General features: G+C 70.7%; 12 protein-coding genes. 5 read left to right on the plus strand and 7 right to left on the minus strand.

Features of this window, described 5'->3' with window-relative positions:
• Positions 1-5: 5 nt before the first annotated feature.
• From V1351_RS14540 to V1351_RS14565, 6 genes are all read right to left on the minus strand, one after another.
• Positions 6-644 carry an SRPBCC family protein gene (locus tag V1351_RS14540; protein WP_338748909.1) on the minus strand — a complete coding sequence of 213 codons (639 nt, stop codon included), beginning with the start codon at positions 642-644 and terminating at the stop codon, positions 6-8.
• Positions 641-3,061 carry an aerobic carbon-monoxide dehydrogenase large subunit gene (cutA, locus tag V1351_RS14545; RefSeq protein ID WP_338748910.1) on the minus strand — a complete coding sequence of 807 codons (2,421 nt, stop codon included), beginning with the start codon at positions 3,059-3,061 and terminating at the stop codon, positions 641-643. The genes V1351_RS14540 and cutA overlap by 4 nt, the downstream gene beginning before the upstream one ends.
• Positions 3,058-3,570 (minus strand): (2Fe-2S)-binding protein, encoded by a 513-nt coding sequence (locus tag V1351_RS14550; protein WP_338748911.1) that lies wholly within the window; start codon positions 3,568-3,570, stop codon positions 3,058-3,060. Before V1351_RS14550 ends, cutA begins: the two co-directional genes overlap by 4 nt.
• Positions 3,567-4,454, minus strand: a complete 888-nt coding sequence (locus V1351_RS14555) for an FAD binding domain-containing protein (RefSeq protein ID WP_338748912.1) — start codon at positions 4,452-4,454, stop codon at positions 3,567-3,569. Before V1351_RS14555 ends, V1351_RS14550 begins: the two co-directional genes overlap by 4 nt.
• Positions 4,451-5,842 carry a uracil-xanthine permease family protein gene (locus tag V1351_RS14560; RefSeq protein WP_338748913.1) on the minus strand — a complete coding sequence of 464 codons (1,392 nt, stop codon included), beginning with the start codon at positions 5,840-5,842 and terminating at the stop codon, positions 4,451-4,453. Before V1351_RS14560 ends, V1351_RS14555 begins: the two co-directional genes overlap by 4 nt.
• A gap of 180 nt (positions 5,843-6,022) precedes the next feature.
• Positions 6,023-7,681, minus strand: a complete 1,659-nt coding sequence (locus V1351_RS14565) for a PucR family transcriptional regulator (RefSeq protein WP_338748914.1) — start codon at positions 7,679-7,681, stop codon at positions 6,023-6,025.
• Positions 7,682-7,781: 100 nt separating this feature from the next.
• Here V1351_RS14565 and V1351_RS14570 point away from each other — a divergent pair, with 100 nt between their 5' ends.
• The 5 genes from V1351_RS14570 to V1351_RS14590 all read left to right on the plus strand — a co-directional run bounded on the left by V1351_RS14570 (position 7,782) and on the right by V1351_RS14590 (position 12,992).
• A complete protein-coding gene (locus V1351_RS14570) occupies positions 7,782-8,600 on the plus strand; it encodes a DUF2877 domain-containing protein (RefSeq protein WP_338748915.1) in 819 nt (272 codons plus the stop codon).
• On the plus strand, positions 8,597-10,102 hold the full coding sequence (locus V1351_RS14575; RefSeq protein ID WP_338748916.1) for an FdrA family protein: 1,506 nt from the start codon (positions 8,597-8,599) through the stop codon (positions 10,100-10,102). Before V1351_RS14570 ends, V1351_RS14575 begins: the two co-directional genes overlap by 4 nt.
• Entirely contained in the window at positions 10,099-11,517 is a 1,419-nt protein-coding gene (locus V1351_RS14580; protein WP_338748917.1) for a DUF1116 domain-containing protein, read from the plus strand. Before V1351_RS14575 ends, V1351_RS14580 begins: the two co-directional genes overlap by 4 nt.
• Positions 11,518-11,709: 192 nt before the next feature.
• Positions 11,710-12,228, plus strand: a complete 519-nt coding sequence (locus tag V1351_RS14585; protein WP_338748918.1) for a GNAT family N-acetyltransferase — start codon at positions 11,710-11,712, stop codon at positions 12,226-12,228.
• Positions 12,225-12,992: an SDR family NAD(P)-dependent oxidoreductase gene (locus tag V1351_RS14590; protein ID WP_338748919.1), complete on the plus strand. Its 768-nt coding sequence runs from the start codon at positions 12,225-12,227 to the stop codon at positions 12,990-12,992. The genes V1351_RS14585 and V1351_RS14590 overlap by 4 nt, the downstream gene beginning before the upstream one ends.
• Positions 12,993-12,995: 3 nt before the next feature.
• Here the strand turns inward: V1351_RS14590 and V1351_RS14595 are convergent, their stop codons facing one another.
• Positions 12,996-14,327 (minus strand): NAD(P)/FAD-dependent oxidoreductase, encoded by a 1,332-nt coding sequence (locus V1351_RS14595; RefSeq protein WP_338748920.1) that lies wholly within the window; start codon positions 14,325-14,327, stop codon positions 12,996-12,998.
• Between the last annotated feature and the right edge of the window lie 52 nt (positions 14,328-14,379).

A 14,379-nucleotide genomic window follows, 5' to 3' on the forward strand; every position in this document is an offset into this window, starting at 1 on the left:
CCTCCTCACCTGCGGCGCGCGGCGAGCGCGCCGGTCACGACGCCCGCGAGCATGACGCCCGCGCCGAGCAGGAAGCCCTTGACCAGGTCGCTCGAGGAGGCAACCGGCGCCGCGACCGCGCGGGCCCCGGGCTGCTGCAGAGCCGCATCGGCGACGGGGGTGGGCGCCGTGGGGGCGGCCGCCGCCACGGCTGCCGGCGTCTCGGTGCCGGTGAGCACCTTGTTGACCGAGGTGAAGAACTCCGCGGCCAGACGCTTGCTGACCGATGTGAGCATCCGCTGGCCGACGCCGCCGATCATGCCGCCCACGACGGCATCCGCGTCGTAGCTGAGGTTGGTCGTGCCGTCCTCACCGGGTTCGAAGCGCACGAGCACGGTGACACCGATGGTGCCGGCCGACCCGGCGGCGTTGACCCGCATGGTCAGCGACGAGTGGGGGTTGAGGTCCTCCAGGTGGACGTCCCCCTTGTAGGTGCCCTTGATGGAGGCGACCCCGGCCGTGACGGACAGCGCGTAGCTGTTCTCGCCGGTGGCCTCGAGTCGGCCGCAGCCCGGGATGGTGCGGACCAGGACCTCCGGTGACAGCAGGGCGTCCCAGACCTTCTCCGGTGGTGCGGCCAGCTGCGCGGACCCAGAAATCTTCACGAGTTCGACCTTTCGATGGTGTCCTGATCGCGTGCGCGATCGTGTTCATGGGTGAGCCGCAGAGCGTGCAGCTCGGAAGGGGAGATGGGCATCGCGGTGATCGGAAAGCCTTCCGCGTCCTCGATGGCTGAGGCGAAGACGGCGGAGGTGGGGATGACACCGGCCTCTCCCGCCCCCTTCAGCCCGAGCGGGTTGAGCGGGGACGGTGTCTCGAGGTGGTCGACCTCGATCCCGTCGGGGACCTCCGTGACGTAGGGCATCAGGAAGTCCATGAACGAGGCGTTCTGCAGCTGGCCGTGCTCGTCGTAGGCCATCTTCTCGTAGAGGGCACCGCCGACGCCCTGGGCCACGCCACCGTGGATCTGCCCCTCGACGATCTTGGGATTGATCAGTGTGCCGCAGTCGTGGACGACCGCATAGCGCAGGATGGTGATCTCCGCCGTCTCCGGGTCGGTCTCGACGATCACCGCGTGGATCCCACTGGCAAAGGTGCACCGCATCGGCGAGTAGTAGTCCTTGCCCTCGAGCCCCGGCTCGTCGTCCTCGCCGACCGGCGGTTGCAGCGGGTCGCCGACGATGAACTGGGTCGCGGCCCGGGAGGCCTCGTCGAAGGCATAGCGAAGGGGGTTGGACAGCACCGCCAGCGTGCCCAGCGCGATCTCGCTCTGGGGCACACCCTTGACCCGGACGATGCCCTCGCTGATCTCCAGGTCGTCGACATCGGCCTCCAGTGCCTGCGCCGCGATCCGTAGGGCCTTCTGGCGTGCGTTGCGTGCGGCCAGAGCGATCGCCGAGCCACTCATCACCGCAGCCCGGGAGGCGAATGTCCCCACCGAGTAGGGCGAACGCCGGGTGTCCCCGGTGACGACCTCGATGTCCGCGAAGGGGACGCCGAGCTCGTCGGCCACGATCTGCGCGAAGGCCGTCTCGTGGCCCTGCCCCTGGCTGGTCAGGCCGGTCGAGACCTTGACCTTGCCGCTGGTCTCGATGTGGACGTGACCGCCCTCGTAGGGCCCGACGCCGGTGCCCTCGACGTAGCAGGCGATACCGATGCCGACCTTCCGGCCGGCGGCCCGGGCCTCCTCGCGGTAGGCCTCGAAGTCCGACCAGTCGATCAGGGCCTTGGCCTTGTCCATCAGCTCCGGGTAGTTGCCCGAGTCGTAGATCAACGGCCGGCCGTCCTGGAAGAGCAGATCGCCCTGCGCGTACGGGAAGTCCTCGGGCTGGATGAAGTTGGCCTCCCGCACCTGCACCCGGTCCTTGCCCAGGTGCGCCGCGATCGCGTCCATGGTGCGTTCCATGGCGTACACGCCCTGCGGACGCCCGGCGCCGCGATAGGGGGTGACGATGACCGTGTTGGTGTAGAGGCTCTCGAAGGTCACCGAGTAGTTCGGCGGCTTGTACGGGCCGAGCAGCTGGGTGGAGGTGATGATCGGCACGATCAGGCCGTAGGGGGTGTAGGCCCCGTTGTCGTGCCAGAAGTGCACCGACAGCCCGGTGATCCGCCCGTCGTCGTCGAAGCCGACGTCGACGTGCTGCTCCTGGCCGCGCTCGTGGGCGGCGGAGATGAAGTGTTCCCGGCGGTCCTCGGTGAACTTCACCGGACGCTTCAGCGACCTCGCTGCCAGGGGGACGAGCAGCTCCTCGGGCCAGGGGTGCATGATCTTCACGCCGAAGCCACCGCCGACGTCGGGGGTGATCACGTCGACCTGTCCCAGGTCGAGACCGAGCTTGGACGCCACCGCGGCGCGCACTCCGGTGGAGGTCTGCGTGGAGGTCCACACGCTCAGCCGCTTGAGGTCCTCGTCCCACCGTGCGACCGTCCCACGTCCCTCCAGTGGCATCGACGCGCTGCGTTCGATGGTGAAGTCCAGACTCAACGTGTGCGTCGCGTCCCGGATCGCCGCGTCGGCGTCACCGAAGGACTGGTGCATGGTGGCGGCCCGGTTGCCGGGGACGTCCTCGTGCACCAGCTCCTGTGCCGCCCGCGCGGCGGGGATACCGACCACGGGGGGCAGGAAGTCGTACTCGACCTCGATGTGCTCCAGCGCGTCCTCCGCGATGTAGCGGTTGTCGGCGACGACGAAGGCGATGGCCTCGCCGACGTAGTTGACCTCGTCCTTGGCCAGGGCGTACTGGGTGCGTCCGTGCGTCAGCGCCGGGTGCGGGATGAGCAGCGGAAGCGGATCGGCCATCGGGCCGGGCAGGTCCTCGTAGGTGTAGACCGCGTGCACACCGTGCACGTCGAGGACCGCCTCCACGTCGATCGAGACGATCCGGGCGTGGGCGTGGGGACTACGCAGTACTGCGGTCTCGAGGGCTCCGGGGACCAGGTCGTCGGAGTAGCGGCCCTTGCCGGTGACGAGCCGGTCGTCCTCGACCCGCGGGACGCGCTCTCCCATCATCTTGGTGGTCACGATGCCTCCTCCTCGCGCTGGATCTCGGCCGCGCGCAGCACCGACGCCACGATGTTCTGGTACCCGGTGCACCGGCACAGATTGCCGGCGATCATGTCGCGGGCGTCCTCCCGGTCGGGGTCGGGGTTGTCCCGGATGCCCGCAGCGATCGTCGTCAGGAACCCGGGCGTGCAGAATCCGCACTGCAGCCCGTGGCAGTCCTTGAATGCCTGCTGCACCGGGCTGAGGCTGCCGTCCTCGTGGGTGAGCCCCTCGACCGTGGTCAACTCGACGTCCTGGGCACCGACGGCGAACATCAGGCAGGCTCGCGAGGGCGCTCCGTCGACGAGGATGGTGCAGGCACCACACACCCCGTGCTCACATCCCACGTGTGTTCCGGTCAGACCGATGTCGTGACGGAGCGCGTCGCTGAGCAGACGGCGTGGCGGAACGACGATGTCGTGGGTGACTCCGTTGACGTGCAACCGGACGGGCACCGTCTCTTCGCTGGTTGGTTCGGACATGGTCATGAACTCACCTTCTGCGCCGCTCTGGCGCGTGCGTCGTCCTGCGCGGCCTTCAGCACGCGCGCGGTGAGCGCACGCGCCAGTTGCGCGCGGTAGTCGGCCGTGCCGTGGATGTCGGACTCCGGGTCGAGCTGCCCCACGGCCATCTCCCCCGCGGCGGCCAGTGTCCGAGCGGTCATCTCGCCGTCCGGGAAGCACTCGGTCAGGTCGACGACGGCGGGGGTCTCGGAGACCGAGACGTAGCCGGCACGGACGTGCTCGACCGAGCCGGCCCCGTCGAGGGCGACCACCGCGCCCACGCCACAGAGGGCGTAGTCGCCGTGTCGACGAGCGACCTCGTCGAAGGCGACCCCGCTTCCCGCAGGGAGGGCAGGCACGAAGGCCTCGACAGCGATCTCGTCGGCCGCCAGGCTCGTCTCCAGGGGCCCGACGAAGAGGTCCCGCGCGGCGATCTCCCGACGTCCACGGGATGAGGCCACCGTCAGGGTCCCGTCGGCGAGGCGCAGGATCATCGGCATCTCACCCGAGGCATCGGCGTGGACGATCGAACCCACCGTCGTCCCGCGGTTGCGGATGGTCGGGTGCGCCACGTGCCGCAATGCCGCAGCGAGCAACGGCTGGGCCGCCGCGGCACCCTCGTGCGCCAGCAGGTCGCTGTGCCGCACGAGGGCACCGAAGCGCACTCCCGAGTCATCGACGGTGACCCGGGCCAGGTCCGGCAGACCGTTGATGTCGATGAGCACGGGCACCGAGCTCAGCCGCATGGACAGCAAGGGCACCAGGCTCTGGCCACCGGCCAGGACCTTCGCCTCGGGTTCCTGCGCGAGCAGGTCGAGGGCCTCGGTCAGGGACGTGGGACGTCTGTAGGTGAAGGGTGCTGGTTTCACGTGTAGGTCGGGTCCGTTTCTTCAGCTGGCTTGTTGTCGATGTCGTGAGCCTTGCCCTTGACCATGTGGTAGAGCCCCACCACGAGGATGGTGCCGAAGGCGATGCCGCTGAGCTGGAAGTCGTCGGTGATGTTCAGCGTGACGTCACCGATACCGACGATCAGGCCCGCGGCCAGCGGCACGATGTTGACGGGGTTGCCGAAGTCGACCCGGTTGTCGACCCAGATCTTGGCGCCGATCAGGCCGATCATTCCGTAGAGCACCACGGTGATGCCGCCGAGGACCCCGCCGGGGATGGCGTTGATGATGACGCCGAACTTCGGCACCAGGCCGAGGATGATCGCGACGATCGCGGCCACGTAGTACGCGGCGGTCGAGTAGATCCGGGTGGCCGACATGACGCCGATGTTCTCCGCGTAGGTCGTCGTGGGCGAGGCACCCACCGAGCTGGCGATGGCCGTCGCCAGACCATCCGCACCCAGCGCGCGGCCCATGTAGGGGTCGAGGTCGTCGCCGGTCATCTCCGCGACCGCCCGCACGTGGCCGGTGTTCTCGGCGATGAGCGCGATCACGCCGGGCAGTGCCAGCAGGACGAAGACGAAGGAGAAGCTGGGGCCGTGGATCGCGGAGACCCCGTCGGCGAGTTGTCCGCTCGGCAGGCCGAACCACGCCGCGTCGCCCAGACCCGCCAGATTCACGCGGTCGTGCGCGATGGCCTCGCCACCGCTGGTCGGAGTGACGGAGGTGATCGGTCCGAAGACCAGGTCGGCGATCCAGGAGGCGGCAAAGCCGAAGACGAGACCGAGGAAGACCGCGATACGTGCCCAGAAGCCGGGGAAGAGAACGGCTCCGGACACGAGGAAGAGTGTGGTCAGGATCGCGATCCACTGGTCCTGCGGCCAGTAGACGTTGGCCACGACCGGAGCGAGGTTGAAGCCGATCAACATGACCACGGCGCCGGTGACCGCGGGCGGAAGCACCTTCTTCAGCATGCCCGGACCCGCGAAGTGGACCATGACGCCCACCAGGCCCATGACGATGCCGGCTGCCATGATCGCGCCGGTGACGTCGGCCGAGTCACCGCCCTGGGCACGGATCGCCGCCACGACACCGACGAACGCCGCGCTGGTACCGAGGTAGCTGGGAACCCAGTTCTTGACGATGACCAGGAAGAGGATCGTCATCAGGCCGGAGAACAGGATGGCGAGGTTGGGGTCCAGCCCCATCACCACCGGGAAGACGAAGGTGGCGCCGAACATCGCGACGACGTGCTGCACGCCGATGCCGATGGTGCGGCCCCAGCTCATTCGTTCGTGGGGCCCGACCGATTCACCCGGAGGAGGGGTCTTGCCGCCGTGGACCTCGGTCCACTGGAAAATGCTCGCCATGAGGTACTCCTAGAAGAAGAGCGGTAGCCGCTGCGGTGGCCTGAGCCTAGTGCGGAGAATCACACATACTCATTGGTCACTAGTGACAGACGACCGCGCTGACTACTGGCACATCATGAGTAGCGGCAGCCGTGCGGATCGAGCCTGACGCGCCTACACCTGAGCGCTGGTTCAGGTGTTTCAGAAGGATACTTCGTGCACCTTCAGGGCCACTGCGAGGTTCAGCCTCAGGACCGCATCCGTGGTGAATGGACCCACGATCTGCTCCAGCTTGGCGATCCGGTAGCGCATCGTGTTGTAGTGCACGAACTGCACCCGGGAGGCCTCCGCGACGTTCAGGTTCGTGTCCAGCAGCACCTGCAGGGTCTCGCGCAGGCTCTCGTGCTCGGCGTCGGCGCCGGCGAGCTCGCCGAGGACGTCGCGGGCGAAGGCCGCCATCTCGTCCCGGTCGGGGATGAGACCGATGAGGCGGTGGATGCCCAGGTCGTCGAAGTGGGATGTGCTCCGGTCCCCGTTGAACCGGCGACCGACCTCGTTCGCCCGGCGGGCCTGCCCGTAGGCGGCGGGCAGCTCCTCGAGGCTGTGCGCCAGCCGACTGGTCCCCACCGAGAAGGGGCGACGCCGACCACCGCCGTCCCCGGCCACCGCGGTGACGATCTTGCCCACCTGGGCCTGCAGGTACGCGGTGTCGGCCTGCGGGTCCTCACGCAGATGCGCGGGCACCGAGATCACGCTGACCACCTCGTCGAAGAAGTCGGCCGACGGAAAGCTCTTGCTGTGCGAGGCGACGACCTTGTTCCAGGCCAGGAAGAAGCGCTCGTGCCACGCCCGACGCGTGGTCGTGGGCACCTCCGAGTCCGAGCGCTGGGGATCGAGCGTGGCGGTGACCACCATCGCGGGCAGGTCGAGGCTCCACCCGAGCCCCTCCGCGTACTCCGCGATGCGCTGGGCCTCACCCGCCCGCCCGCTGAGGACGTCCCGCAGGAAGTCCCCGCGGTACTTCGACTCCACCGCGTTGACCGCCTGCTGCTGAGTGATCAGGAGCGCAGCGACGGCCGAGGCCCGCTGCAGTGCATGGACGTCGTCCTTGGGCACCGCCCGGTCCGGGTCGAAGGCGACGAGCCGCGCCAGGTCGCTGCTGGCGGCGACCACGGGTTGCACGAGCACCTGCCCCTCGCCGACGGGCATCGGTTGCAGCCTCGCCCGCTCGACCCGGAAGCGCCCGGTGTCGTCGAAGGCGTCGGCCGCCACGAGCACCTCCCGCATGTGCTCGGTGAGCGCACCCGCGAGTTCGCGCCCATCCACGGTCGTGACCAGGATGCCCAGGCCGAGCACCTCGGAGATGCGCCCGGCGATCTCATCCAGCCCTGCCCCCTCGAGAAGCAGCCCTTCAAGGGCTGCGTGCAGGGCGTCAGTGCGTTGGAGCACGTCCGCCTGGACGTCGGTCAGCCTCACGTGGACCTCCTCGAGGAGGTCGTCGAAGGCCATGTCCGCGGACAGGGAGAGGATGGGGAACCCGAGGTCGTCGGCCACGTCGAGCACGGCGGACGGGATCTCGTTGACGTACCGGCCGATCTTGATGCCAAGCGCCGCGACGTCGCGGTCGACGAGCGAGCGCAGCAACTCGATGAAGCGGGCCTCGCTGAGACCGACGAGGGGGTAACCGGCGGTGACCAGCAGTGCGTGCGGACGGACCCAGTCGACGATGTCCGGGACCTCCATCACGTTCAACCGCGTGACCACACGGTCGAGCCCGGACCGTCCCGCCAGCACCGAGGTGTTGCGCATCACGTCGACCTTCAGCACGTCCCGTAGCGGAACCCGGTAACTGTGGCTCATCACAATGTGGTCATCCGATCTCAGATCCTTGGCAACTTCTGCCTTCAACGAGGCTAGCAGGACCGGATACCGTCCCAGACATGACCATGTCGAGGCCGTCGTGTCCACAGTGACCCGGGTAGAGCTCGCCGCAGCGGCGCCCCGGTGGGTTCGCGACCTGCTCGCCGCCGGCAGCGGCGAGGCGACCGTCGTCCACGCCGGCCCCGACGCCCTGTACCTCGCACTGGACTCGGACGTCCTGGCCATCACCACCCGAGCTGCCGTCCAGGTCCCCTGCGCCCTGCGCACCACGCTGAGCACGACGGCCGACCTGTCCGCGTCCGGGGAGGTCCCCCCGGTGGGCACGGCGATACCGATCGTCGCCCGCAGGGTGCACCTCAGCGGCGCCACCGTCCGCATCGGACGCACGATCGACACGACGGCGCCGCGGATCGACCCGGCGACCGCCCCGGCCATGGCCGAGCGACTGTCCGCGGCCCTGGGGCCGGGGCACGCACGAGCCCGTGCCGAGCTGCCGGAGGCCGGGCTCGGGCTGCTCGAGGCGGCCGAACCCGATGCCGTCGTCGCCCTGCTCGGCCGGGGCAGCGGTCTGACCCCGGTGGGGGACGACGTGCTCTGCGGTTGGTTGGCCACCATGGTCGCGGCCTCCTATCCGGGCGTCGCCCCCGTGGCCGAGCGGGTCATCGACCTCGCGGACCACCGAACGACCGCGCTGTCGGCGACGCTGCTGCGCCGCTCGGTCCACGCCGAGGTCGTGCCCCAGTTCGGGCAGCTGCTGACCGCGCTCGCCCACCCGTCCACCAACCCCGCAGAGTCCCTGGCGAGCGTCACCCGGATCGGCCACACCTCCGGAGACGGGCTCGTCCTCGGACTCGCCCTCGCCCTCGCCCACCTCGCACCAAGGAGTAGTTGCACATGACGAATTCACCCGGCGAAGCCGGTTTCACCCACGTCGAGCGCCGTCCCGGGGCGTACGCCGACTCCGTCGCCCTGCTGCAGGTGAGCAAGGACGTCGCCGCGGTCGACGGCGTCCGCGCCGCCCAGGTCGCGATGGCCACACCGTTGAACCTGGACGTCATCGCCTCGATGGGCTTCGACCTGCCGGAGACCTCCCCGAACGACATGGTCGTGGCCGTCCGTCTGGACGACGAGAGCCGTCTGGACGCCGCCCTGGCCGCCGTCGACGCCGCTCTGGCCGCCGTGACCAAGCGGGGCGGGTCCTCGGAGAGCAGCGAGGAGGCCCCCCGCACCATCGGCACCGCGATCAAGCGCACCGGTACCGCACTGGCGCTGGTCTCCGTACCGGGGCCCAACGCCACCGTCGAGGCCATGGACGCGCTCGACGCCGGACAGGACGTGCTCATCTTCAGCGACAACGTGCCCGTGGAGCAGGAGGTCGCCCTCAAGCGCATCGCCAGCGACCGGGACCTGCTCGTCATGGGACCCGACTGCGGCACCGCGATGGTCGACGGAGTCGGTCTCGGGTTCGCCAACACGGTCCGGCCCGGGCCCGTCGGCATCGTCGCAGCCTCCGGGACCGGCTGCCAGCAGCTGATGTGCCTGCTCGACCACGCAGGCGTCGGCATGACCGCCGCGCTCGGCGTGGGCGGTCGGGACCTGAGCACCGAGGTCGGCGCGCTGGCCACCCGCCAGGCGATGCGTCGACTTGACGCCGACCCGTCCACCGAGCTGATCGTCGTGGTCTCCAAGCCGCCCGCGGAGGACGTCGCCGGCGAGCTGCGCGCCTACGCCGAGACGCTCGCCACCCCGGTGCACTTCGCCCTCCTCGGCGCCGGCCAGCCTGACCTGACCGCATCGGCGGAGGCGATCCTGACCACCCTCGGCCGGACGGTTCCGCAGTGGCCGATGTGGGGATCGGCCCCCGAGCAGGTCTCCTCCGGTCGGCTGCGCGGCCTCTTCGCGGGGGGCACCCTCTGCGACGAGTCGATGCTCCTGGCCAGCGAGAGCCTGGGGCCGGTGCACAGCAACATCCCCCTCGACCCGGCCCACGCACTCGACTCCTCCCTGACCGCCGAGGGCACCGTGATGATCGACTTCGGTGATGACTCGATGACGGCCGGACGCGCCCACCCGATGATCGACCCGACCATCCGGATGGACCACCTGGCCCGGACCGCGGCGGACCCGGAGTGCTCGGTCGTCCTGATGGACGTCGTCCTCGGGCACGGCGCCGACGCCGACCCGGCCGCCACCGCCGCCCCGGCCATTCGGGAGGCCATCGCCTCCGCGCAGGCGGACGGCCGTCGCCTGGCGGTTCTCGTCTCCTGCGTCGGCACCGCCGACGACCCCCAGGTCCTCAGCACCCAAGCGCAGGCGCTGGCCGACGCCGGCGCCGAGGTCCACCTCTCCAACGCCCGGGCCACCCGCCGGGCCCTGACGCTGATCGGAGCCGCATCATGACGACGACCCACACCAGCCTCGAGACCGGGGTCTCCTCCGCGGGTGTCGGCATCTTCGCCGACGCCCTGGATGCCCAGGCCGTTCCCGTCACCCGCGTCGACTGGCGCCCCCCGATGGCGGGCACCGAGGCCGACCTGGCCACGGTCGTCACCGACCCCCTTCGCGCCGAGGCGAACCGTCGTGCCGTCGAGGCGGTCCTGGCGGTGCAGGCCATGGTCGTCGACGTCGCCCCGGCCCACGAGGTGCTCGGCCTGCAGAAGGGCGAGTTCCTCCACGCCGGACCCCCGCTGAGCTGGGAGAACGCCTCCGGTCCGATGCGCGGGGCCCTGATGGGAGCCGCCGCCCTCGAGGGCCTCGTGGAGGACCCCGAGGACGCCGAGGCACTCTTCGCCTCGGGAGAGGGAGTCAGCCTGGCGCCCTGCCACAGCCGCCGCGCCGTCGGCCCGATGGCCGGCGTCGTCTCGCCGTCGATGTGGATGTGGGTCCTGGAGGACCCCGAGGACGGTCGCCGGACGTACTGCTCCCTGAACGAGGGACTGGGCAAGGTCCTGCGCTACGGCGCCTACGCGCCCGAGGTCCTCGAGCGCCTGCGGTGGATGTCGCGGACGCTCGGTCCACTGCTGGCCGAGGCGGTCCGGGCGACGGGGCCCATCGACGCCACGGCCATCCTCGGTCAGATGCTCCAGATGGGCGACGAGGCGCACAACCGCAACCGCGCCGGGACCCTGATGCTCCTGCGGGACCTGGCGCCGGCACTGGTGACATCCGATGCCGACCCGTCCGACGTCGCCGAGGCCTTGGCGTTCATGGGCGGCAACGACCACTTCTTCCTCAACGTCGCCATGCCGGCGTGCAAGCTCCAGCTCGACGCGGCGCGCGGTATCGAGGGATCGACCATGGTGGTCGCGATGGCCCGCAACGGCACCGAGTTCGGCATCCAGGTCGCCGGGACGGACGACGAGTGGTTCACCGGGCCGGCGCAGATCGCCGACGGCCTCTTCCTGGGTGACTTCGGTCCCGAGGACGCCAACCCCGACATCGGGGACTCGGCGATCACCGAGACCGCCGGGATCGGCGGGTTCTCGATGGCGACCGCGCCGGCGATCGTCCGGTTCGTCGGCGGGTCGGTGCCCGACGCGTTGGCCACCACGCGCCGAATGGGTGAGATCACCCTGGCGGAGAACAACCGCTGGGCGATCCCGGTGCTGGAGTTCATGGGTGCGCCCACGGGTATCGACGTCACCAAGGTCTGCCGGACCAGCATCCTCCCGCAGATCAACACCGGCATGGCCGGCCGCCTCGCCGGGGTCGGTCAGGTGGGCGCCGGCCTCGTCACGCCGCCCGGGGAGATCTTTCCCAAGGCCCTCGCCGCGCTGGCCACCAGGACCCGTTCCCGGGCGGACCGGTCCGGCTGAGCCCACGCATGTACCGCGCCGCTCCGACCCGTGGGGTCGGGGCGGCGCGCTCTTTGCGGTCCCGGTCGACCGCCACCGCCGACCTCCGGTCGGGTCGCCCTCGCAGCGGCGGGGGTGGGCGGGCACGATGGGCCCGTGCGCCCACCGACGAGTCCGACCACACCGATGATCCGAACCCGACGAGCCTCAGACGTGCCCGACCTCGCCGCGGCCCTCCTCGAGCAGCAGCCCGGCTCGGGCTACCCGCACCGCCACCCGCTGCCGTACCCGGCTGAGCAGTTCATCCAGCGTCCGCGGATCTCGAGCGCCTGGGTGGCCGAGATCGACGAACGACCGGTCGGGCACATCGCCATCTCGACGCCGGCCGACCCGGCGAGGCTCGAGGGCGGTGACGCCGACGTCGTCCGCGCCTGGGAGCGCGGCCACGGGCGCCCCCACGACGAGCTGGGTGAGGTCGCGGTCTTCTTCACCGCCACGGCTGCGCGGGGCACCGGTACCGGAGCCGCGCTCCTGGCGACCGCCGTCGAGTCGCTGCGGGAGCAGGGCCTGGCGCCGTGCCTCGACGTCGTGCCCACCTGCACTGCCGCCATGCGGCTCTACCGACGCGCCGGATGGCACGAGGTGGGGCGGGTCCGCCCCGGGTGGCTCTCCCCTCAGGCCCCCGATGTCATCGCCATGGTCCTCCCCGCTGGCGACGGTGGAGCACGATGAACCGCCGCGTCCTCGTCACCGGCGCCTCGCGCGGGATCGGCCGCGCGGTGGCGCAGGCCTTCGCCGAGCAGGGCGATCACGTCGCCGTCCACGTGCGCACGGCCCGGGACGAAGGGGGCGAGACGCTCGCGTCCCTCCCGGGCACCGGTCACGCCCTCCTCGCGGCCGACCTGGGCGACGCGGAGGACGCCCGTGGCCTGCCGGCTGCCGCCGAGATGGCCCTCGGTGGTCCGGTGACAGTGCTGGTCAACAACGCCGGGATCGCGACGACGCCGACCCTGGGGCACCACCCGGCCACGACGGAGTCCGTCGTCTGGCAACGCCGGTGGGAGGAGTACCTGCGGATCAACACCCTCGGTACCGCTCTGGTGACCCACGCGATGACAGCCCGTCTGATCGAGCTCGGGCTGCCGGGCCGGGTCATCACGGTCGGCACGCGCGGGGTTCACCGCGGCGAGCCGGACTTCCCCGCCTATGCGGCGTCCAAGGCGGCGCTGCACTCCATGGACGCCTCGCTCGCGGTCGCGCTGGCCCCGCACGGCATCGCGGTCGCCACGGTCGCGCCCGGGTTCATCGACACCGAGCGGGTGGCCGACCGGCTCGCCTCCACGGATGGCGATGCGATCAGGGGGGACTCCCCCTTCGCCCGGGTGGGTCGACCCGAGGAAGTGGCCTCCGCCGTGCTCTGGCTCGCCTCGCCCGACGCGCAGTGGGCCTCCGGCGCCACGGTCGACCTCAACGGGGCCTCGCACCTGCGGCCCTGATGCTCACTCGTCGGTGATGCCCTCGCTGGCGCGGAAGCCGGCCTCGTCGGCACTGACCAACCCGAGGCGGGAGATCGGCCGGTCGCTGGTCACCTCGGCGGTCCACGCGAGCGCGGTCGCCCAGCGGTTGGCCGACCGTGGCAGGGACGCCAGGTGATAGCCGCGGGCGGCGATCTTGGCCGGCCACCCGGACAACCTGACACCCAGGGGGTTCGCCACGGCGTACTTCGGTCCCAGGTCGACCACCAGACCGAGGTTGCGGTGCTTGTAGCGCCGGCTGCTGCCCACGCCGAGGCTCGCCGCGACGTTGCGCGCGACGGCCTTGCCCTGACGCACCGCGTGCTGCGCGGTCGGCGGGGTGATCGCGTCCTTGTCCTTGCTCGCGAGGTCCGGCACGGCCGCGGCATCACCGGCCGCGAAGACGTGCGGGTGGCCCGGGACGGACAGGTCCGCGTTGACGGCGAGGCGACCCTTCGTCAGCGGCAGGTCGAGCGTCCCGAGCATCGGTGCACCCGTCACGCCCGTCACCCAGGCGACCGTCCGCGTGCCGATGACGTCGCCGTCGGTCAGCGTGGCCTCCTCCGCCGTGAGTTCCTCGAGGCTCGTGCCCAGGCGGACCTCGATGCCCCGTCCCCGCAGCGACTGCAGCGCACGGTCGCCGAGCTTGTCACCGACCTCGGGCATGACCCGGTCGGCGAGGTCGATCAGGACGAAGCGGGCCTGGCCCGAAGGCTTGCCGCGCTGACGCGCATGGTCCTGCGCGAGCGCGTGCAGCTGGGCGACGAGCTCCGTCCCCGCGTACGAGGCGCCCACGACGACGACCGTGCGTCGGGCCTGTCGCACCTCGGGGTCGCGCTCGTGCTCGGCGAGCTCGAGCTGGTACAGGAACTGCTCGCGCAGGTACAACGCCTCCGCGACGGTCTTCAGGCCGCGGGCGTGCTCGGCGACCCCGGGCACGCCGAGGAGCTTGGTCACCGACCCCGGCGTGAGGACCAACCGGTCCCAGTGCATCTCCTCGTCCTCGGGCGCGCAGCCGCTGACGTGCAGCGTCCGCGCCTGCAGGTCGACACCGTCGACGCAACCCGGTCGCAGCGAGACCCCCGGCAGCTCGTTGGCCAGCGGCACCGCCACGTAGCGCGGATCGATGAGCCCGCCCGCCACGTCGGGAAGCAAGGGGGTGTAGAGCATGTAGTCGTGCATCGAGACGAGCACGACCTCGGCAGGTCGCTCGGCGCGGCGCAGCCGTCGGGAGACTCCTCGGGCCGCCTCGAATCCGGCGAACCCGCTGCCGACGACGACCACCCGTTCGGGGCGGTTGCTGCTCGAGACGGTCACTGGGACTCCTTTCGTCGTTGGTCTGTCACTACGGCCTACCCACCTCTGCCGT

It is taken from the genome of Janibacter sp. A1S7 (assembly GCF_037198315.1).
Taxonomy (GTDB): domain Bacteria; phylum Actinomycetota; class Actinomycetes; order Actinomycetales; family Dermatophilaceae; genus Janibacter; species Janibacter alittae.